Genomic DNA, 19,364 nt, shown 5'->3' with positions numbered 1-19,364 from the left:
CTCCCTTGTGGAGGGGCCCGTCTCTTTGTGTCGGGCTCCTCCCTCGCACACCAGGACGACACAACATATGGGCACGCGCCGGACACCCGGCACAACATGTATGCTCGCTCTCGCTGTAGCCGCAGGGGAATCCGGTGCAAATCCGGAACTGTCCCGCAACGGTGAACGTATGCGCACACAAAGGCGCCCGCGTGAGTCCGACGACCTGCCGACAGCACACCCGGGCCGTCCGGTCCGGGTGTCGATGACGTCCGGGCCTCGCGGAATGGGCCGGTGACGACGGCGCCCCCGTGCACGCCCGAGCCACTCCTCCCCGCAGGCCCCGAGCCGAGCGAGGGAGAGCCCTTAACGTGACCATCGCGCCGCCCGCCGAACCGGTCTCAGCCGCACCCGACGACGCCCCGGGCACCGCGCTGCTGCGCACCCTGACCGAGCTGACCTCCGACCTGCCCGGCGCCGACCCCGGCCGGGTCGCCGGTGCCGCCCTGCGGGGGCGCAGCGCCGGAGCCGACGAGAGCGAACTGCGCGAACTCGCCACCGAGGCCGCCGCCGGGCTGATCTCCGAGGACCCCGTCTACTCCCGGCTCGCCGCCCGCCTCCTCACACTCTCCGTCGCCGCCGAGGCCGCCTCCCAGGGCGTCACCTCCTTCACCGAATCCGTCGCGACCGGCCACCGGGAGGGCCTGATCGCCGACCGCACCGCAGCGTTCGTCCGCCTCCACGCCACGCGCCTCGACGCGCTGATCGACCCCCGGGCCGACGACCGCTTCGGCTACTTCGGCCTGCGCACCCTGCACAGCCGCTACCTGCTGCGCCACCCGATCACCCGCCGGGTCATCGAGACCCCGCAGTACTTCATGCTGCGGGTGGCGGCGGGCCTGGCCGAGGACGACAGCAGCCGCGCCGTCGACGAGGTCGCCGCGCTCTACGGCCTGATGAGCCGCCTCGACTACCTGCCGTCCTCCCCCACGCTGTTCAACTCCGGCACCCGGCACCCCCAGATGTCGAGCTGCTACCTCCTCGACTCCCCGCTCGACGAGCTGGACTCGATCTACGACCGCTACCAGCAGGTGGCCCGCCTCTCCAAGCACGCCGGCGGCATCGGCCTCTCGTACTCCCGCATCCGCGCCCGGGGCTCGCTGATCCGCGGCACCAACGGGCACTCCAACGGCATCGTGCCGTTCCTGAAGACCCTCGACGCGTCGGTCGCCGCCGTGAACCAGGGCGGGCGCCGCAAGGGCGCCGCCGCCGTCTACCTGGAGACCTGGCACGCCGACATCGAGGAGTTCCTGGAGCTGCGCGACAACACCGGTGAGGACGCCCGCCGCACCCACAACCTGAACCTCGCGCACTGGGTCCCCGACGAGTTCATGCGCCGGGTCGCCGACGGCGCCGACTGGTCACTGTTCTCCCCCGCCGACGTGCCCGAGTTCGTCGACCTGTGGGGCACCGGGTTCGACGCCGCGTACCGCCGCGCCGAAGCCGAGGGCAAGGCACGGAAGACCATCCCCGCACGGGACCTGTACGGCCGCATGATGCGCACCCTCGCGCAGACCGGCAACGGCTGGATGACCTTCAAGGACGCCGCCAACCGCACCGCCAACCAGACCGCGGAACCCGGCCGCACCGTCCACTCCTCGAACCTGTGCACCGAGATCCTGGAGGTCACGGACGACGGGGAGACGGCCGTCTGCAACCTCGGCTCGGTCAACCTCGGCGCCTTCGTCCACGACGGTGACATCGACTGGGAACGGCTCGACGCGGCCGTCCGCACCGCCGTCACGTTCCTGGACCGCGTCGTCGACATCAACTTCTACCCCACCGAGCAGGCGGGCCGCTCCAACGCCCGCTGGCGCCCCGTCGGACTCGGCGCGATGGGCCTCCAGGACGTCTTCTTCAAGCTGCGCCTGCCCTTCGACTCGGCCGAGGCCCGCGCGCTGTCGACCCGGATCTCGGAACGCATCATGCTCGCCGCGTACGAGACCTCCGCCGACCTCGCCGAACGCGACGGCCCGCTGCCCGCCTGGGACGAGACCCGCACCGCCCGCGGCGTGCTGCACCCCGACCACTACGACGTCGAGCTGACCTGGCCGCGGCGGTGGGCCGCACTGCGGAAGCGGATCGCCGCCGTCGGCATGCGCAACTCCCTGCTGCTCGCCATCGCCCCGACCGCGACGATCGCCTCCATCGCGGGCGTCTACGAGTGCATCGAGCCGCAGGTCTCCAACCTCTTCAAGCGCGAGACGCTGTCCGGCGAGTTCCTCCAGGTCAACTCCTACCTGGTCGAGGAGTTGAAGCGGCTCGGCGTGTGGGACGCGCAGACCCGGGAGGCGCTGCGCGAATCGGGCGGCTCGATCCAGGGCTTCACCTGGGTCCCCGACGACGTGCGCGCCCTGTACCGCACGGCGTGGGAGCTGCCGCAGCGCGGCCTCATCGACATGGCGGCGGCCCGCACCCCCTTCCTCGACCAGGCCCAGTCCCTCAACCTCTTCCTGGAGACGCCGACCATCGGCAAGCTCTCCTCGATGTACGCCTACGCCTGGCGATCCGGGCTGAAGACGACGTACTACCTGCGCTCGCGCCCCGCGACGCGCATCGCCCGCGCGGCGGCCCGCGTGCCGCTCCAGGCGGCCGAGCCCGACGCCGTCGCCTGCTCCCTTGAGAACCCCGAGTCCTGCGAGGCCTGCCAGTGATGACCCCCGCACCGAAGAAGACCGCGAAGAACCTGCTCGACCCGGGCTTCGAACTGACCCTGCGCCCCATGCGCTACCCGGACTTCTACGAGCGCTACCGGGACGCCATCAAGAACACCTGGACCGTCGAGGAGGTCGACCTCCACTCGGACGTGGCCGACCTCGCGAAGCTGTCGCCGGGCGAGCAGCACCTGATCGGCCGCCTCGTCGCGTTCTTCGCGACGGGCGACTCGATCGTGGCGAACAACCTGGTGCTCACCCTCTACAAGCACATCAACTCCCCGGAGGCGCGCCTGTATCTCTCGCGTCAGCTCTTCGAGGAGGCCGTGCACGTCCAGTTCTACCTGACGCTGCTCGACACCTACCTTCCCGATCCGCAGGACCGGGCGGCGGCGTTCGCGGCGGTCGAGAACATCCCGTCCATCCGCGAGAAGGCCGAGTTCTGCTTCAAGTGGATGGACTCCGTGGACCGGCTCGACCGGCTGGAGACCAAGGCGGACCGCCGCCGTTTCCTGCTCAACCTGATCTGCTTCGCGGCGTGCATCGAGGGCCTGTTCTTCTACGGTGCGTTCGCGTACGTCTACTGGTTCCGCTCGCGCGGACTGCTGCACGGGCTGGCCACCGGGACGAACTGGGTCTTCCGGGACGAGACCATGCACATGTCGTTCGCCTTCGACGTGGTCGACACGGTGCGCAAGGAGGAACCGGATCTCTTCGACGACGAGCTGCGCGGTGAGGTCACCGACATGCTGCGGGAGGCCGTCGAGGCCGAGCTCCAGTTCGCGCGCGATCTGTGCGGGGACGGGTTGCCCGGGATGAACACGGACTCGATGCGCCAGTACCTGGAGTGCGTCGCCGACCAGCGCCTGGTGCGGCTCGGGTTCGCGCCGGTCCACGGCTCGCAGAACCCGTTCTCCTTCATGGAGCTCCAGGGTGTCCAGGAGCTGACCAACTTCTTCGAGCGCCGGCCCTCGGCCTACCAGGTGGCGGTGGAGGGGTCGGTCGGCTTCGACGAGGACTTCTAGGCGACCTTGGCGAACTCGGGGCGCTGGGAGGTGCGCTCGGCGTCCCGTCGCGCCTGCCGGATCTGCCGGTCGATGCGGCGGTCGTGGGCGGCGCCGTACAGGGAGGGGGCGGCGAGGAGGAGGAAGACGAAGAGGACGGTGAGGTAGTTCATCGCTGTGTTCATGTCCTCTACTCTGCCGCCGCCGAGCGCACCGCGGCAGTGGCAGTTCTGTCACTGACCCTCGAATTACTGCCAGGTCTGCGGCAGACTGTCCTCCATGCTGAAGAACGTGGCCGCAGTGCTGCTCGACGGTGTGCATCCCTTCGAACTCGGCGTCGTGTGCGAGGTGTTCGGCCTCGACCGGAGCGACGCCGGGCTCCCGGCGTACGACTTCGCGGTCGCTTCCACCGAGGGGCCCTCGCTCACCACCCATGTGCCGGGGATGACGGTCTCCACCCCGCACGGCCTCGAACGCCTGGAGGAGGCCGACCTCATCACGATCCCCTCGGCGGGGCGCCGGTTCGACGGCTACCCGCCGGAGCTGCTCGACGCGCTGCGCCGGGCGGTCGACCGGGGTGCGCGCGTGCTCAGCCTGTGCGCCGGGGTGTTCGTGCTCGGGGAGGCCGGGCTCCTGGACGACCGCCGCTGCGCGGTCCACTGGCGGTACGCGCGCGAGCTCGCCGTCCGGTACCCGCGCACCCGCGTCGACCCCGACGTCCTGTACGTCGACGCGGGCCCGGTCATCACCTCCGCGGGGACGGCCGCGGGCATCGACGCGTGCCTGCACATCGTGCGCAGCGAGCACGGCTCGGCGGTGGCCAACGCGATCGCCCGCCGCATGGTGGTGCCGCCGCACCGGGACGGCGGCCAGGCCCAGTACGTGGAGCGGCCGTTGCCCGCCACGCGCTGCGACACCGTGGGCGAGGTGCTGGCCTGGATGGAGCGGAACCTCGACGCGCCGGTGACCGTGGAGGAGCTCGCGGCGCGGGCGCACATGTCACCGCGGACCTTCGCGCGCCGCTTCCAGCAGGAGACGGGGACGACCCCGTACCGCTGGCTGCTGCGCCAGCGGGTGCTGTTCGCGCAGGAGTTGCTGGAGCGCACGGACGAGACGGTGGACGCCATCGCCTACCGCGCCGGGTTCGGGAACGCGGCGGCGATGCGCCATCAGTTCATGAAGGCGCTGGGCACGACGCCCAACGCCTTCCGCAGAACCTTCCGGGTACGGCTGGCGAGCTAGGAGCCCTGCCGCGCCTCCACCCGCAGCAGGGCCCTCCTCGGCTGGAGCGTGATGCCGATACGGGGGGAGCCGTCCGTCTCCGGGGTCGGGACGAGCCGCCACCGCGCGACCACCGTGCCCAGGATCAGTGCCAGTTCGGCCATGCTGAAGTGGTCGCCGGGGCACTTGCGGTTGCCGACGCTGAACGGCGCGTGCGCCGCGGGCGTGACGTCCGCGGCGCGCTCGGGCAGCCAGCGGTCGGGGTCGAAGGTCAGGTGGTCGGTGAACGCGCGGGGGTCGCGCTGCATCGCCAGCGGACTGTAGACGATGTCGGATCCGGCCGGAATCCGATACCCGCCGAGCGTCGTATCGACGACGGCCAGCCGCGTCAATATCCAGACAGCGGGCCTAATCCGCATCGACTCGGTGAGGAGATTCCGCATATATGCGAGCTCCTTGAGATGACCGAAAGCCACCGGCTCGCCCTCTGTCACGGATTCAACCTCCGCGTGCAGCCGCCTTTCCTGCTCGGGGTGTTCGGCCAGAAGCTGGAACACCCACGTCAGGGTCTTCGCGACATTTTCGGCACCGGCCACGACGAGGGAGACGACCTGGTCGTGCACCTCCTGCTCGTTGACGGTTTCACCATTCTCGTCGCGGTCGTCGAGCAATGCCCCGAGAAGGTCCCCCGGATTGCTTCCCGACGCCCTTCGCTCGGCGATGATCTCGTCGACCAGGCGATGCAAATCGGCCAGTGCGTTCTCGAATCGCCTATTGGCCGGTGTGGGCAGCCGGTACAGCGGCCCGAAGGAAAGGATCATCCTGCGGTACAGGCCCTCGAACACGGTGTGCAGCGCCGCGCTCAGCCGGTCGGCCCGCTCGTCGACGGACTCGATGTGCAGCACGGAACGGGCCACGACCCGGGTCGCCGTGCGGAACACCTCGGCCGCGATGTCGACGGTCTGCCCGTCGGTCCACCGCGCGGCCATCGCCCGCGCTTCCTCCTCCATCACGGTCGCGTACGCGTGGATCCTGTCCATCCGGAACGCGGGCTGGATCGCCCGGCGCTGCCGCCGGTGCAGGGGCCCGTTGCTGGTCGCCACGCCCTTGCCGAGCAGGACGCCCATCGTCTCCCAGAGTGGCCCTCCGACCAGGAAGTCCGGGCTCTTGAGCAGGGTCGCCACCAGCTCCGGGTCGCACACCGCATAGGCGGTTCTCGGGCCCAGCCTCAGCCGGACCACGTCGCCGCCGTCGCGCAGCCGCGTCAGAAAGCCGAGCGGGTCGCGCAGCAGGTTCCAGGCGTGGCCGAGCAGGGGCGCGCCGCCGGGGGCGAGCGGTGGCCGGGCCGGGTCCGTGCCGGGCGCGGCCGGGGTCGGCGGGGCGGATCCGACGGTCATGCGCACTCACCCACCTGGTCGGTCTGTTCGGTCGTCTCGTCGTCGGTGATGTACGGCGGGGTCGCCCGGTCGTCCCAACTGTCGACCGCGTAGCGCCCTGATTCGTGGTGGAACCAGTACACGGAGCTGAACCAGTTCCGCATATTTCCCACGCACGACCTGATGGCTTTCGCGAGTTCTTCTCCGTGCGGTCCGATGTTCTCCGTCGCGACCGCGAGCTGTTCGACCTCCGCCTCCGCGGCGAGGAAATCCTCGATGGTTCCCTCGACCCTTCGGCGGACTTCAGCTATTGCTTCTCCGAGGGAAAGCCCATCGTGTTTGATGAGGCTTATACCGAGGTTGTGCAATTCGTCGCCCGCGAGTTCCTTGGGCAATGAGCACAAGTCGTTGTACCAGGCGGCGAAATCCTGGCAGGCGAGTGCCGCGCGGTGGTACGCCTCGTTCTTCCTGACCCATGCGGGGAGTTCGTACTGCGCGGTCGGCTCCAGCAGGTCGAGCCAAATCCAGTGCGCGAACGTATTCCTGCGCAGGGCTATGTACTCGTCGACGGTCGGGACCGTTCCCGTCATGCGGTTGCCGAACTCCTGGTCGTACGCGTCGATCACCACGTGGAAGTGGCGGGCGAACCGGGCGTTCCACGTCCGGCTCAGGGAGCCGTAGAGCCGGCCGACGCTCTCGGCGAAGCCCGCGACCACGGGGTCCTGGTGGTTGCGGTGGAGCTCCGGGGCCTCGGTGGCCGCGTGGAGCTGGACGGCGAGCCGCCGCCAGTTCGCGGCCCTCGCGTGGATCACGTCGCGGTCGTGGCGGTCGTCCCAGACGAAGAACCACGCGCTGTAGTCGCATATGGCGGCCAGTACGTCGTCGGGCGCACCGAGGTAATACCCCGCCATCAAGTCCGTGTAGCACAGACCATCGGCATATTTATCCACCTTCTCGGCGGGCATCAGTCGCTTTTCGAGCAGCCAGGACCGCGTCTTCTCCTGGAGCTTCGGCCAATAGGGGTGCAGCTTGCGAGGAAACGCGTCCTCGATCACCGGTAGCGCCAGCGCCGGTGGGACCGCTGTCCTTGAATAAGCAGGCACGAACTAACCCCTCTCTGCCGCCCTGATGGCGTACGCCCTCCCGCAGTGCCGGGCGCGCGCCGTTGCGTATCCCCGCGCTTTCTATTCAGCACTACAACTGACCGTTCTGGGAACGGATTTGCTCCCCTCACTACCCCCACTCGCCGGAATCGTCCCCTTACATGACTGAATATGGGTCACGTACGGCCGGTCCTGTTCGCACAACTGGGCGTACGCGTGCGGGGCACCGGCTCGGGCACTGGTGCAGACGAGAGCGGCGCCCGGTTCGGAATCATCCGTACCGGGCGCCGCTCGGCGCTCAACTGCCTCTTGACACTCAGTCGTTGGGGACCACGGGGTAGCGCGGGGTCCCCTCCTCCATCTGCTTCAGGGCGTTCTTCCGCTCCCGCTTCGAGAGCCGGTCGATGTACAGGTACCCGTAGAGGTGGTCCGTCTCGTGCTGGAGGCAGCGCGCGAAGTACCCGGTGCCGCGCACCGTGATCGGGTTGCCCTTCTCGTCCTGCCCGGTGACCACCGCGTAGTCGGGGCGGGCCAGTTCGGCGTACGCGGTCGGCACGGACAGGCAGCCCTCGTTGGAGTCGTCGAGGCGGCGCTGGTCGGCGGGCAGCTCGCGCAGGACGGGGTTGACGACGACGCCGGTGTGGCGCACGCCCTCGTCGTCCGGGCAGTCGTAGACGAAGACCTTGCGGTCGACGCCGATCTGGTTGGCCGCGAGGCCGACGCCCTCGGCGGTGCGCTGGCTGGCGAACATGTCGTCGACCAGCGCGGCCAGCTCGTCGTCGAACTCGGTGACGTCCTTGCACTCCTTGTGCAGGACGGGGTTCCCGACGACGGTGATCGGCCGCGACGTCCCGCGCTCCCGGTACGCCGCCTCGCGCGCCTCGCAGTCCTCGGTGTCGATGACGAAGCCCTCGTCGTCCACGGGGAGCACGCCCGCGCGCTGCTGATCGGTGTCCTGCTGGGCCATGACCGAGGTAAGCCTTCCTGGGATGTACGGAGAACCCCTACAGGGTACGGCGACGGGCGTGCCGCCCTGGGCGCGGCGTCTCAGCACACCTCTTCGAGATCCCGCCAGTCCCGCGAATCCGGGCTGTCGGCGACCCAGCCGTCCAGCAACCCCCGGACCAACGAGGCCGGCGCCGCCACCCCGCACTCGCGCTCCGGCACCCAGAGCTGCCCGTCCGTCCGGTGGCCCAGCGGCCCGGGGTGCCCCGGCTCGCTGTGGTCGTGCGGGTCGAGGTGCTCGCCGTCGCCCTCGTCGGACGGCATCCGCGACTCCGAGCACATGCGGCACAGCAGCCGCACCGACGACGACCAGTCCTCGGCGGCGAACCCGGCATCGGCCGCGAGCCGCTCCAGCGCGTCCCGGTCGGACTCGGTGGCCGCCTCCAGGAGCACCACCCAGGTCGGCACCGGCGAGGGCGCCCACAGCTCGATCTCGTCGAAGACCGGGTACGAGTGCCCCGCGGCGATGGTCCGCTCCCCGTGGGGCACCCCGTCGTGCAGCACGACCTCGCCCCAGCGCCGCCCGGAGGACGGCAGCGGAATGGAGAGCACCTCGATGCGCGCGGGGTCGAGCCTGCGCCCCCACACCACCTCGGCCTCGCCCTCCGGGGAGAGCCGCACCGCGGCGCTGCCCAGCTCCATCCCGGTCGGCTCGCCCGCGGCGGTGGCGCCACCGGGCACCTTCAGCCCGTACGCCTGCCAGGCCCGCCGGGCCAGCGGCCAGTCCTGGAGCGCCGTGGCGGCGATCCCCACGTTCCACCAGTCAGGGGCGCCCGTCTCCCGTTCGAGCAGCGCGACGGCGCGCAGGCCCGCGGTGCGCGCCTGCTCCCAGTCGTGCCGGAACTTGTGCAGCAGCGCGAGGTTGAACCAGGACTCCGACAGCCACGGCTCCAGGTCCGCGGCGCGTGTCAGCAGCGCCCCCGCGTCCTCGTAGCGCCCGTCCCCGATCAGCGTGAACGCACGATCTGTGGCCTGCCGCCACGAGGCGGAGGGCCGGTGCCGTCCCTTGCCGAAGATCCTCACGATTCCCGCCTGCCGATACTTGAGGCCCGTGCCCCCGGGACACTCCCCTTTTGTGGGCTTCTTCGCATCCAACCACGTACGGTCGGACGCCCGCTCATTACCCATGGGTTACCCAGCCGACCCTAGGCTCAGACCGCGCTCCACGACCACTCTGGCCAGTGCCTCCACGACCTCGGGCTGGTAGTCGCGACCGGTCCCGAGCCGCAGTCGTTCCAGGGCCGCGAGCGGTCCCTGCGGGCCCTCTTCCCTGGCCATCTCCTCGTACGCGTTCGCTGTCCGCACAATCCGTGCGGCGAGCGGCTGTTCACGGTACGGATCGGCCTGCCGCTCGACCACCACGGCGACCTGGGCGTCCACGCCCGTCTGCCGGACGACGGCGCCACCGAGCAGGGCGATGCGCCGCTGCTGGGCGGGGGTGAGGTTCGCTGTCGCGCCCCGGGCGACGGGGTCGAGGAGCGAGAGCTGCCCGATGTCGTGCATCAGGGCGGCGTACTCCAGGACGGTCAGATCGGGCTCCGAGAGCCCCAGCTCCCGGCCGACCGACCGGCTCAGCGCGGCGACCCGGTGGGCGTGCCCGTGCGGCGTGTACCCGGCGATCTCGGTGGCGCGGGCCAGTGAGGCGATGGTCTGCCGGTACGTGGCCCGGACCGCGCTGTAGCGCCGGAAGGCCAGTTGGGTGAGGAGCAGCGGCAGGCTGATGACGGGCAGCGCCCACAGGCCGGCCACGGCGACGGCGAGGGCCATGACGGCGCCGGTCGCGCAGACGGCGGAGCCGATCCCGAGCATCGCCCGCAGTTCGTCACGGAGCAGCGGGCCGAACGGCCAGCGGGTGCGCGCGTGCGCCATGGCGGCGGCGAGCACGGCGTCGCACAGGGCGGTGAGGGCGAGCAGCCCGACGACGAGCAGCGCGTAGCGGGACCCGTGGCCGAACCACTCCTCCACCTCTCCCCGGTTGTAGAGCGGCTGGAAGCAGACGGCGGCGAAGCCGACGGTCAGCACGCGGCGCGCCATGTGGTCGAGCGAGGGCCCGTCGCCCCGGGCGACGTGCGGGACGCATCCCACGAGCGTGCCCGCGACGGTGACCGCGACGACCTGGAGCACGCCGTGCTGCGTGGGCTGCCCGGCGTCCTGCCCGAGCAGCGCGTACGCGAGCGCGCCCGCGGTGCCGAGGGGCGCGGCTTCCCGGTCGCCGCCGGCGCCCCATCGCGCCAGTTCCCCCACCACGACGAGGAGGCCGAAGGCGAACGCGGCGCCGGGGTCGGCCGCGCCGTGCCGGGCGGTGGAACCGAGGGCGAGCAGGGTGAGGACGCCGGCCGTCAGGTAGACGGCCGCCACCGCGGCGGGCGGGCGCTCCGCACGGCACGGCGGGTGGGCGGCGCCGTCGGCGCCGGGCGCCGGCCTGCGGGGCGCCCGGCCCGTCACCGGGAGACCGCCCCGGGCACGGCCACCCCTGCCGGGCGAGCGGCGGGGACCGCGGCCTCGTCGGCGGTGACCACGGGGTGCCACCCCTCCCGCCCGAGGACCCGCACCAGCGCCCGCACCATCACCGGGTCGAACTGCGATCCGGCGCACCGCTCCAGCTCCGCCAGGGCCACGTCGACGGGCCGTGCCCGTGAGTACGTACGCGTGGAGGTCATGGCGTCGAACGCGTCGGCCACCGCCACCACCCGGGCGAACTCCGGGATCTGCGCGCCCGCGAGCCCGTACGGGTACCCGCTGCCGTCGAGCCGTTCGTGGTGGTGGAGGATGGCCGCCCGCGCCTCGCCGAGGAAACCGATGCCGCGCACCATCTCGTGGCCGTACTCCGGGTGGAGCTGGATGATCTCGCGCTCCTCGGGCGTCAGCGGCCCGTCCTTGCGCAGCAGTCTGGTCGGGACGCCGAGCTTGCCCACGTCGTGCAGGATCCCGGCGAACCGCAGGACCTCGACCCGCTCGTCGGCCATGCCGAGTTCCCGGGCGATCATCATGGACGCCTGCCCGACCCGCTCGCTGTGCCCGCGCGTGTAGCCGTCCTTGATGTCGACGGCCTGTACGAGGGCGCGGATCGTCGCCTGGTGGGCGGCCCGCTCGCGCTGGTACTGGGCGAACACCCAGCAGGAGATGTACATGGGCAGCAGGACGAGCAGCGCGGCCAGCGGACCGTAGGAGCTGGCCCAGAGCACCGCCATCAGCAGCCCGGCGAGCCCGTGCACGGCGACCGGTGCCAGGGACCGCGCGAAGAGTCCGCGCCAGGCGGCCCGCAGGGGCACGCGCTCGGCCGCGGCGAGGATGCCGCCGTCGAGGGCGGTGAGCAGGGCGCAGAAGACGAGGACAGCGGCGGCGGCGGGGAGGAGCGCGTACGGGAGCCGGGCTCCGGAGACGGCGTCCGGGCCGCCGAGCGCGCCGAAGGCCCGCGCCGAGGACCACCCGGCGAGGGCGAACTGGGCGGCCCGCCACAGGCGGCGCAGCGCCACCGGACGCTGTTCGACGCGGGCGAGCAGGGCGCCGGGCACGGCGACGAGGGCAGCGGCCGGGGGCGGCAGCAGGAACGCTCCTGCGAGGAGGACGGGGAAGAAGGTGCCCATGCCCCTGGGGGCACGCCGTCCGACGAGCCGACAGCGGCCGACCTGCTCGCAGCCCGCGTACACGCATGCGAGCAGGGCCACGGCGGACCAGGAGGTGTCCGGGGAGAACGCGGGCGCGACGCACACGAGGGCGCAGCCCACGGCGAGGAGCACATAGACACGGGCCACCGGCGGAACCGACCGCATGCCCAACTCCCTCCCCATGGCGTCCAGTTCACGGAGAATAGGACGCGGTGCACGCCACGAGGGCGGCATCACGGGGATTGCCGGGGCCTGGGGCCCCGGATTAGCACGATCGGGTGAACAGGGTGGCGAATGAGGCGAACTCCCGCACATGATGCGGGAGTTATCCGTATAAGCGCCTCAGGCGAGCGGCGTGCCCTCGTCCGGGGCGGGCTGCCCGGAGCGGATCAGATCGATGCGCCCCATGACCTTCGCCCGAAGGTCGGCCGGCACGTCGTCGTGGCCGCAGCAGCGCTTGACCAGCTTCTTCACGGCCTGCTCCAGACCGTACTTCTCCAGGCACGGGGAGCACTCCTCGAAGTGCACCTCGAACTTGGTGCAGTCGGAGTCCGGCATCTCATGGTCGAGAAACTCGTAGAGATGGTCGAGGACCTCACTGCAGTCCGTCTCGTGCGGCTCTCCGCAGCTCATGAGCCCGAGCCTTTCGCTTCGTTCGACTCTCCGGCGCCGGCCGGGACGAGCCCGCGGTCACGGGCGTAGTCCTCGAGCATCCCGCGCAACTGGCGACGGCCCCTGTGCAGCCGGGACATCACCGTACCGATGGGTGTTCCCATGATGTCGGCGATCTCCTTGTACGCAAAGCCCTCGACGTCGGCGAGATAGACCGCGATGCGGAATTCCTCGGGGATCGCCTGCAACGCCCGCTTCACATCGGAGTCGGGCAGGTGATCGAGCGCCTGGGACTCGGCGGAGCGCAGACCGGTCGACATGTGCGACTCGGCGCGCGCAAGCTGCCAGTCCTCGATCTCCTCGGCAGCACTGCGCTGGGGCTCGCGCTGCTTCTTGCGGTACGAGTTGATGAAGGTGTTCGTCAGGATCCTGTACAGCCACGCCTTGAGGTTCGTGCCCTCGCGGAACTGGTGGAACGACGCGTACGCCTTGGCATACGTCTCCTGCACCAGGTCCTCGGCGTCCGCGGGATTGCGCGTCATGCGCAGCGCGGCCGAGTACATCTGGTCGAGGAACTCCAGCGCGTCCCGCTCGAAGCGCGCGCTGCGGGCAGCGGCGGTCTCCGGGTTCTCGGGGGTGCCGGGCTGCTCGTCCGCCTGGCCGTGTTCGGTCCCTGCGTCGGTCCCTGTGACCGGACCCACCTCCTCCAACGACGTCGCGAGACCCAAGGAGGTCCCACCCGAATCGGAGGATAGACGACGATCCGGTCCGCCCGCCGCCCGAATAGGAGCGTTCTTGGCCGCGCTCAGCACGCTCCACTCCAGTTCAGGAGTGGTGGCGCGGCTCGGGCAGATGGTCGAACCCATGCGGCGGACTTCCTCTCGTACGACTGTGTCACCGACGTACGCCACAACAGCCGCCCCGCACTCCACATTCCCGGACTTGATCATCCGTCCCGGCGGAGTGACGAAGTCCACGCCGTGACGGCGTCGGTGATGACGGCGAGGGTCTCCTCCTCGCCGACCCCCGCACGCTTCGGCACGGCGAACCCGTGATCCGCGTACGGCACTTCGACGAGCTCGTAGGCACCGTCGCCGGGGAACTCGGCCGGCTTGCCGAACGGATCGTTGCCGCCCTGCACGACCAGGGTGGGAACCTCCGTGCCCAGCAGCTCGTCGGCGCGGGACTTCTCCGGCCTGCCCGGCGGGTGCAGCGGGAAGCTGAGGGCGAGGACGCCGAGGGCTCCGAGTTCCTTCGCCGTCCGGCAGGCGACGCGGGCGCCCGCGCTCCGGCCCCCGGCGACCACGGGCACCCCGCTCGCCGCCACCGCGGGCCACACCCCGCGCCACCCCACGTCCAGGGTCCTGGGCGCGGGCGCCACCTTCTTGCCCGCCACCCGCCAGGGCTGTTCCACGAGGGCGACGCTCACCCCGTGCGGCGGCAGGGCGTCGGCGAGGGCCCGCAGGTCCCGGGCCTCGATGCCGCCCCCGGCACCATGACCGACGGCAAGGACGAGAGCGGGGGACGTGGCGGCGTGCCAGGTGATACGGGCGTCACCGGCGTCGGTGGGCACGAGGTCGATACGGGTCACCCGATCATGGTGCACCACCGGCCGGGCCCGGCCTCAGAAGAGCGTCACCTCTTCGGGCCCGTCCAGCTCCTTCAGCAGCTCCGGTCCGTTGTTGCGGACATTGCTGACGGCCGTGGACACCGGGTACGCCCGCATCAGTCCCTCCGGCGGCGCCGCGAGCAGGGAGCGCACCTCGTCCACGTCCGTGCGGCCCGGGTCGAGCCACGCGTCCCACCGGTCGGGCGTCAGCATCAGCGGCATCCGCGGGTGGATGTCGGCGAGCGAGCGCGGCCCGCTCTCGGGCGCGACGCCGAGCGGGGCGGTCTCCGCCTCGGTCGTGATCACGGAACACGTCACCCACCAGGCCAGCGGGTGCTCGTCGGGGAGCGTGCGGTCGCGCCAGAACTCGTAGAGGCCGGCCATCGCGAACACCGACCCGTCGGCCGGTGTGACGAAGTACGGCTGCTTGCGTGGCCGCTTCTTCTTCCCCTCGACCTCCAGCTCCCGCTCCCCCGCCCCGGTCACCCACTCGTAATAGCCGTCGGCCGGCAGGATGCAGCGCCGCGTCGCGAAGGCCCGCCGGTACGACGGCTTCTCGTGCACGGTCTCGGCCCGCGCGTTGATCATCCGGGCGGCGCCCTCGGGCGTCTTCGCCCAGGACGGCACCAGTCCCCACTTGAGTTTGCGCAGTTGGCGAACCGGGCGCGGGTCCTCGGCGTCTTTCACCGGACGATCGAGTACGGCGAAGACCTCTTTGGTGGGGGCCACGTTGAAGTCGGGCTCATAGGCCTCCGCCGGCTCCCACTTCTCGACCTCGAAGATCGCTGCGAGATCCTCGGGCCCACGACTCGATGCATACCGTCCGCACATACGTGCCACAGTGCCAGAGCGACAAGCCCGACGACCACAGAATCCGAACGGGAGCAGCCCGCACATGGACGCCAGCCTCTGGGACCGCATCTTCGGGACCCAGTCCGACCCCGACCAGTGGGTGGTCATCGCCACCGGCGTCGTCGCGCTGGCGGCGATCGTCCCGCACACCCTGTGGCGGCTCTCACGGAACGCCATCACCATCGCCCACGAGGGCGGCCACGGCCTGGTGGCCCTGCTCATGGGCCGCAGGCTCGACGGCATCCGCCTGCACTCGGACACCAGCGGCCTCACGGTCAGCCGGGGCAAACCGACCGGCCTCGGCATGATCCTCACCGCGGCGGCCGGGTACACGGCGCCGCCCCTGCTCGGCCTGGGCGCCGCGGCCCTGCTCGGCAACGGCCACATCACGCTCCTGCTCTGGCTGGCGACAGCCCTGCTGGTGGCGATGCTGGTGATGATCAGGAACGCGTACGGGGTGCTGACCGTGTTCGTCACGGGCGGCGCGTTCGTCGTGGTCTCCTGGCTGGCCGGACCCCAGGTCCAGGCGGCGTTCGCGTACGCGGCGGTCTGGTTCCTGCTTCTGGGCGGTGTCCGCCCGGCCTTCGAACTCCAGGCCAAGCGCCGGCGCGGCGGTGCCGGTGACTCCGACGCCGACCAGCTCTCCCGCCTCACGCACGTCCCCGCGGGAATGTGGCTCTTTTTCTTCCACGCCGTCTCCCTGTGCTCACTGCTGGGCGGGGGTCGCTGGCTGCTCGGCCTGTGAAGAGGTGGCTCGGGGCGGGCCCACTAAAGTAAAGGCATGACCACGCACCCCGTGCCCACCGCCCTCTGGCCCGCCCCTCTCGCGAGCGGGGCCGTCGACGCGACCGTTCCGGTGCCCGGGTCCAAATCCGTGACCAACCGCGCCCTCGTCCTGGCCGCGCTCGCCGCCGAGCCGGGCTGGCTGCGCCGCCCGCTGCGCTCCCGCGACACGCTGCTGATGGCGGGCGCGCTCCGCGCGATGGGCGTGGGCATCGAGGAGGGGGTCGGCCCGGACGGTTCGGGCGAGGCCTGGCGCGTCATCCCCTCCGGGCTCCAGGGCCCGGCCACGGTCGACGTGGGCAACGCGGGCACGGTCATGCGCTTCCTGCCGCCGGTCGCGGCGCTCGCCGACGGGCCGATCCGGTTCGACGGCGACCCCCGTTCGTACGAGCGGCCGCTGCACGGTGTGATCGACGCGCTGCGGGTGCTCGGCGCCCGAATCGACGACGACGGCCGGGGCGCACTGCCGCTGACGGTGCACGGCGGCGGGGCGCTCGACGGCGGCCCGGTGGAGATCGACGCGTCCTCGTCCTCCCAGTTCGTGAGCGCGCTGCTGCTCTCGGGCCCGCGCTTCAACCAGGGCGTCGAGGTCCGCCACACCGGCTCCTCGCTGCCCTCCATGCCGCACATCCGGATGACGGTCGACATGCTGCGCGCGGTCGGCGCCCAGGTCGACAGCCCGGAGTCGGGCGGCGAGGCCGATGTCTGGCGGGTCACCCCGGGCGCCCTGCTCGGCCGGGACATCGTCATCGAGCCCGACCTCTCCAACGCCCAGCCGTTCCTGGCCGCGGCCCTGGTCACCGGTGGCCGGGTGACCGTCCCGGACTGGCCCGAGCACACCACGCAGCCCGGCGACGCGCTGCGCGAGATCTTCACGCGGATGGGCGGCACCTGCGAACTGACCGAGCGGGGGCTCACGTTCACCGGCTCCGGCTCGGTCCACGGCATCGACGTGGACCTGAGCGAGGTCGGCGAGCTGACCCCGGGCATCGCGGCGGTCGCGGCCCTGGCCGACGGGCCCTCCACGCTCAGCGGCGTCGCGCACCTGCGACTGCACGAGACGGACCGCCTGGCCGCGCTGACCAAGGAGATCAACGAGCTGGGCGGTGACGTGACGGAGACCGCCGACGGTCTGCACATCCGCCCGCGCCCCCTGCACGGCGGGATCTTCCACACCTACGACGACCACCGCATGGCGACGGCGGGCGCGATCATCGGCCTGGCCGTGGAGGGCGTACGGATCGAGAACGTGGCGACGACGGCCAAGACCCTGCCGGACTTCCCCGACATGTGGACCACGATGCTCGGGAACGACAGGCCGTAGGGACGTAACGCGATGCGCCGCTACGGCAAGCACACCGACGAGGACGACATCCGCCAGCGCCCCAACCGCAAGGGGAACCGGCCGCGGACCACCATCCGCCCCAAACACGAGGACGCGGCGGAGGGCATGGTCCTGACCGTCGACCGGGGGCGGCTGACCGTCCTCATCGACGACCGGCCCGTCCACGCCATGAAGGCCCGCGAACTGGGTCGCAAGGCCGCGGTCGTCGGCGACCAGGTGGCCGTCGTCGGCGACCTGTCCGGCGCCAAGGACACCCTGGCCCGCATCGTCCGCATCGCACCGCGCACCTCGGTCCTGCGCCGCACGGCGGACGACGACGACCCCTACGAGCGGATCGTCGTCGCCAATGCCGACCAGCTCGCCATCGTCACGGCGCTCGCCGACCCGGAACCGCGCCCCCGCATGATCGACCGCTGTCTGGTGGCCGCGTTCGACGCCGGTCTGACGCCGCTGCTGGTCCTGACCAAGTCGGACCTCGCCTCGCCGGACAAGCTGCTCGAGCTGTACGGCGACCTCGACATCCCCTACGTCGTGACCAGCCGCGAGGAGCTGGAGAACGGCACGGCGGTGGCGCGGGTGCGCGAGCAGCTCGACGGGAAGATCACCGCGTTCGTCGGCCACTCGGGCGTGGGCAAGACGACGCTGGTGAACGCGCTGGTGACCCAGGCTCAGCGGCGTACGACGGGGCACGTCAACGCGGTCACCGGGCGCGGGCGGCACACGACCACGTCGGCGCGGGCCCTGCCGCTGCCGGACGACGCGGGCTGGGTGGTCGACACCCCGGGCGTGCGCTCGTTCGGCCTGCACCATGTGGACCCCTCGCGGGTCATCCAGGCCTTCCCCGATCTGGAGCCCGGCACGGCGAACTGCCCGCGCGCGTGCAGCCACGACGAGCCGGACTGCGCCCTGGACGCCTGGGTCGCGGAGGGCCACGCGGACCCGGCGCGCCTGTACTCGCTGCGCCGTCTGCTCTCCACGCGCGAGCGGCGCGAGGGTGACTGACCTCTGTCTTGTTTGCTGCCCCCGCACGCCGGTGAAGGCATAATCGCACCGAGCCGGACGCAAGATCGAAGCCGTACGAGACGCACGGGATCAGTGGAACGCGGGAGGCACATCACATGGCGTGGCTGCTGGTCATTGTCGCGGGGTTCCTGGAGACCGGTTTCGCGGTCTGCCTGAAGCTGTCGCACGGCTTCACCCGGCTGTGGCCGACCATCGCGTTCGCCTCCTTCGCACTGGGCAGTTTCGGCCTCCTGACGCTGTCCCTGAAGAAGCTCGACGTGGGTCCGGCGTACGCGGTGTGGACGGGCATCGGCGCGGCCGGTACCGCGATCTACGGGATGATCTTCCTCGGCGACGTGGTCTCCACCCTCAAGATCATCTCGATCAGCCTGGTCATCGCGGGCGTCATCGGCCTCCAGCTCTCCGGGTCGGCGCACTGAGACGCGGGCGGCGCGGGACCGCCCTCTTGGCCGCGACCGGGTTCGCCCGGTTCAGCCGGGGCGTCCCGGGCGAATGGCCTCCCGCACCATCCGCCCGACCCCGCCCTCCCGCGGCGGCACCATGACGCAGGACAGGGCGATCCGTACGGCCAGTTCGCAGTCCCGGGCCAGCGCCTCCGACGGCGTCCTCGCCGTGCCCGCGGCGCCGAGCGCGGCCAGGGACCGGTCGCGTACCGAGGCGACGAGATCGGCGGGGGCGGGCAGGGGGCCGTCCGCGCGGCGCTGCGCGGGCACCGCCGACGAGGACGGCACCGCGGACAGGGTCGGCGAGGGCAGCCGCTCGCTCCAGCAGCCGGTGAGCGCGGCGCGCACCAGCGGATTGCGGCGGGCGCTCGCCACGGTCCACTCGGCGACCGTGTCCAGGCCACCCTCCTTCAGGGCTCGGTCGACGCCGGCGAGATAGGCGTCGGCCTCGCGCCGCACCAGGGCGCGGGCCAGCCCCTCCTTGCTGCCGAACTCGTTGTAGAGGGTCTGCCGGGAGACCCCGGCGAACGCCGCCACGTCGACCATGCGCACCCCGCCCCAGGGACGCCGCGCGAGCGCCGTGTAGGCCGCGTCCAGTAGGGATTCCCGCGCTGCGGGCATCGTCGCCTCCCCGGGCCGCCGTGTCCGTACGGCTTGTTTCGCCAGAGTTGACGGGCTTGTCCGCCC

19 protein-coding genes and 1 riboswitch are annotated in these 19,364 nt (G+C 71.4%); of the genes, 7 read left to right on the top strand and 12 right to left on the bottom strand.

Annotated elements, in window-relative coordinates; translation table 11 throughout:
• Nucleotides 1–83: 83 nt before the first annotated feature.
• A riboswitch (cobalamin riboswitch) is annotated at nucleotides 84–228 on the top strand.
• 122 nt (nucleotides 229–350) lie between these two features.
• Complete coding sequence (locus tag ACIRF8_RS23165; protein ID WP_404217338.1) at nucleotides 351–2,693, top strand: ribonucleoside-diphosphate reductase subunit alpha; 2,343 nt, start codon at nucleotides 351–353, stop codon at nucleotides 2,691–2,693.
• Entirely contained in the window at nucleotides 2,693–3,718 is a 1,026-nt protein-coding gene (locus ACIRF8_RS23160; protein ID WP_404217337.1) for a ribonucleotide-diphosphate reductase subunit beta, read from the top strand. The genes ACIRF8_RS23165 and ACIRF8_RS23160 overlap by 1 nt, the downstream gene beginning before the upstream one ends.
• On the opposite strand, the gene ACIRF8_RS23155 is transcribed toward ACIRF8_RS23160, so the two are convergent.
• Nucleotides 3,715–3,882, bottom strand: a complete 168-nt coding sequence (locus ACIRF8_RS23155; protein ID WP_404217336.1) for a hypothetical protein — start codon at nucleotides 3,880–3,882, stop codon at nucleotides 3,715–3,717. The two genes, ACIRF8_RS23160 and ACIRF8_RS23155, sit on opposite strands and share 4 nt — an antisense overlap.
• A 94-nt stretch (nucleotides 3,883–3,976) precedes the next feature.
• Here ACIRF8_RS23155 and ACIRF8_RS23150 point away from each other — a divergent pair, with 94 nt between their 5' ends.
• Nucleotides 3,977–4,939, top strand: coding sequence for a GlxA family transcriptional regulator (locus ACIRF8_RS23150; protein ID WP_404217335.1), 963 nt, complete (start codon nucleotides 3,977–3,979; stop codon nucleotides 4,937–4,939).
• On the opposite strand, the gene ACIRF8_RS23145 is transcribed toward ACIRF8_RS23150, so the two are convergent.
• The 10 genes from ACIRF8_RS23145 to ACIRF8_RS23100 all read right to left on the bottom strand — a co-directional run bounded on the left by ACIRF8_RS23145 (nucleotide 4,936) and on the right by ACIRF8_RS23100 (nucleotide 15,062).
• On the bottom strand, nucleotides 4,936–6,315 hold the full coding sequence (locus ACIRF8_RS23145) for a cytochrome P450 (protein WP_404217334.1): 1,380 nt from the start codon (nucleotides 6,313–6,315) through the stop codon (nucleotides 4,936–4,938). The two genes, ACIRF8_RS23150 and ACIRF8_RS23145, sit on opposite strands and share 4 nt — an antisense overlap.
• A complete protein-coding gene (locus ACIRF8_RS23140; protein WP_404217535.1) occupies nucleotides 6,312–7,349 on the bottom strand; it encodes a multidrug MFS transporter in 1,038 nt (345 codons plus the stop codon). Before ACIRF8_RS23140 ends, ACIRF8_RS23145 begins: the two co-directional genes overlap by 4 nt.
• A 364-nt stretch (nucleotides 7,350–7,713) precedes the next feature.
• Nucleotides 7,714–8,364 carry a peptide deformylase gene (def, locus tag ACIRF8_RS23135; RefSeq protein ID WP_404217333.1) on the bottom strand — a complete coding sequence of 217 codons (651 nt, stop codon included), beginning with the start codon at nucleotides 8,362–8,364 and terminating at the stop codon, nucleotides 7,714–7,716.
• A gap of 80 nt (nucleotides 8,365–8,444) precedes the next feature.
• Complete coding sequence (locus tag ACIRF8_RS23130) at nucleotides 8,445–9,425, bottom strand: tetratricopeptide repeat protein (protein WP_404217332.1); 981 nt, start codon at nucleotides 9,423–9,425, stop codon at nucleotides 8,445–8,447.
• 108 nt (nucleotides 9,426–9,533) lie between these two features.
• Complete coding sequence (locus ACIRF8_RS23125) at nucleotides 9,534–10,724, bottom strand: HD-GYP domain-containing protein (protein ID WP_404217533.1); 1,191 nt, start codon at nucleotides 10,722–10,724, stop codon at nucleotides 9,534–9,536.
• A 119-nt stretch (nucleotides 10,725–10,843) separates the two neighbouring features.
• Complete coding sequence (locus ACIRF8_RS23120; protein ID WP_404217331.1) at nucleotides 10,844–12,175, bottom strand: HD-GYP domain-containing protein; 1,332 nt, start codon at nucleotides 12,173–12,175, stop codon at nucleotides 10,844–10,846.
• Nucleotides 12,176–12,352: 177 nt separating this feature from the next.
• Nucleotides 12,353–12,643: a mycothiol system anti-sigma-R factor gene (gene rsrA, locus ACIRF8_RS23115; RefSeq protein ID WP_404217330.1), complete on the bottom strand. Its 291-nt coding sequence runs from the start codon at nucleotides 12,641–12,643 to the stop codon at nucleotides 12,353–12,355.
• On the bottom strand, nucleotides 12,640–13,323 hold the full coding sequence (gene sigR / locus ACIRF8_RS23110) for an RNA polymerase sigma factor SigR (protein ID WP_404217532.1): 684 nt from the start codon (nucleotides 13,321–13,323) through the stop codon (nucleotides 12,640–12,642). Before sigR ends, rsrA begins: the two co-directional genes overlap by 4 nt.
• Nucleotides 13,324–13,568: 245 nt before the next feature.
• Nucleotides 13,569–14,213, bottom strand: a complete 645-nt coding sequence (locus tag ACIRF8_RS23105) for an alpha/beta family hydrolase (protein ID WP_404217329.1) — start codon at nucleotides 14,211–14,213, stop codon at nucleotides 13,569–13,571.
• Between the two features lie 33 nt (nucleotides 14,214–14,246).
• Nucleotides 14,247–15,062 carry an SOS response-associated peptidase gene (locus tag ACIRF8_RS23100; RefSeq protein WP_404217328.1) on the bottom strand — a complete coding sequence of 272 codons (816 nt, stop codon included), beginning with the start codon at nucleotides 15,060–15,062 and terminating at the stop codon, nucleotides 14,247–14,249.
• Between the two features lie 64 nt (nucleotides 15,063–15,126).
• Here ACIRF8_RS23100 and ACIRF8_RS23095 point away from each other — a divergent pair, with 64 nt between their 5' ends.
• The 4 genes from ACIRF8_RS23095 (at nucleotide 15,127) to ACIRF8_RS23080 (ending at nucleotide 18,653) form a co-directional block, all read left to right on the top strand.
• Entirely contained in the window at nucleotides 15,127–15,828 is a 702-nt protein-coding gene (locus tag ACIRF8_RS23095) for a M50 family metallopeptidase (protein ID WP_404217327.1), read from the top strand.
• A 36-nt stretch (nucleotides 15,829–15,864) separates the two neighbouring features.
• On the top strand, nucleotides 15,865–17,190 hold the full coding sequence (gene aroA / locus ACIRF8_RS23090) for a 3-phosphoshikimate 1-carboxyvinyltransferase (protein ID WP_404217326.1): 1,326 nt from the start codon (nucleotides 15,865–15,867) through the stop codon (nucleotides 17,188–17,190).
• Nucleotides 17,191–17,202: 12 nt separating this feature from the next.
• Nucleotides 17,203–18,213, top strand: coding sequence for a ribosome small subunit-dependent GTPase A (gene rsgA / locus ACIRF8_RS23085; RefSeq protein ID WP_404217325.1), 1,011 nt, complete (start codon nucleotides 17,203–17,205; stop codon nucleotides 18,211–18,213).
• Between the two features lie 116 nt (nucleotides 18,214–18,329).
• The gene (locus ACIRF8_RS23080) at nucleotides 18,330–18,653 is read left to right on the top strand and encodes a multidrug efflux SMR transporter (protein WP_361064379.1); all 324 of its coding nucleotides are present in this window, start codon (nucleotides 18,330–18,332) and stop codon (nucleotides 18,651–18,653) included.
• 51 nt (nucleotides 18,654–18,704) lie between these two features.
• Here ACIRF8_RS23080 and ACIRF8_RS23075 read toward each other — a convergent pair whose 3' ends face one another.
• Nucleotides 18,705–19,298, bottom strand: a complete 594-nt coding sequence (locus tag ACIRF8_RS23075) for a TetR/AcrR family transcriptional regulator (RefSeq protein WP_404217324.1) — start codon at nucleotides 19,296–19,298, stop codon at nucleotides 18,705–18,707.
• Nucleotides 19,299–19,364: the final 66 nt, after the last annotated feature.

Source organism: Streptomyces sp. NPDC102406 (genome assembly GCF_044765725.1).
In the GTDB taxonomy this organism is placed as follows: Bacteria; Actinomycetota; Actinomycetes; order Streptomycetales; family Streptomycetaceae; genus Streptomyces.
Note: the sequence above shows the minus strand (reverse complement) of the source record. Positions and strands in the feature narration are given on the sequence as shown.

Coding starts and splice junctions, on each gene's coding strand:
- ACIRF8_RS23100 (WP_404217328.1), bottom strand. CDS start 15,062: ATGTGCGGACGGTATGCATCGAGTCGTGGGCCCGAGGATCTCGCAGCG.
- def (WP_404217333.1), bottom strand. CDS start 8,364: ATGGCCCAGCAGGACACCGATCAGCAGCGCGCGGGCGTGCTCCCCGTG.
- ACIRF8_RS23075 (WP_404217324.1), bottom strand. CDS start 19,298: ATGCCCGCAGCGCGGGAATCCCTACTGGACGCGGCCTACACGGCGCTC.
- ACIRF8_RS23120 (WP_404217331.1), bottom strand. CDS start 12,175: ATGCGGTCGGTTCCGCCGGTGGCCCGTGTCTATGTGCTCCTCGCCGTG.
- rsgA (WP_404217325.1), top strand. CDS start 17,203: ATGCGCCGCTACGGCAAGCACACCGACGAGGACGACATCCGCCAGCGC.
- ACIRF8_RS23095 (WP_404217327.1), top strand. CDS start 15,127: ATGGACGCCAGCCTCTGGGACCGCATCTTCGGGACCCAGTCCGACCCC.
- rsrA (WP_404217330.1), bottom strand. CDS start 12,643: ATGAGCTGCGGAGAGCCGCACGAGACGGACTGCAGTGAGGTCCTCGAC.
- aroA (WP_404217326.1), top strand. CDS start 15,865: ATGACCACGCACCCCGTGCCCACCGCCCTCTGGCCCGCCCCTCTCGCG.
- ACIRF8_RS23150 (WP_404217335.1), top strand. CDS start 3,977: ATGCTGAAGAACGTGGCCGCAGTGCTGCTCGACGGTGTGCATCCCTTC.
- ACIRF8_RS23160 (WP_404217337.1), top strand. CDS start 2,693: ATGACCCCCGCACCGAAGAAGACCGCGAAGAACCTGCTCGACCCGGGC.
- ACIRF8_RS23080 (WP_361064379.1), top strand. CDS start 18,330: ATGGCGTGGCTGCTGGTCATTGTCGCGGGGTTCCTGGAGACCGGTTTC.
- ACIRF8_RS23145 (WP_404217334.1), bottom strand. CDS start 6,315: ATGACCGTCGGATCCGCCCCGCCGACCCCGGCCGCGCCCGGCACGGAC.
- ACIRF8_RS23155 (WP_404217336.1), bottom strand. CDS start 3,882: ATGAACACAGCGATGAACTACCTCACCGTCCTCTTCGTCTTCCTCCTC.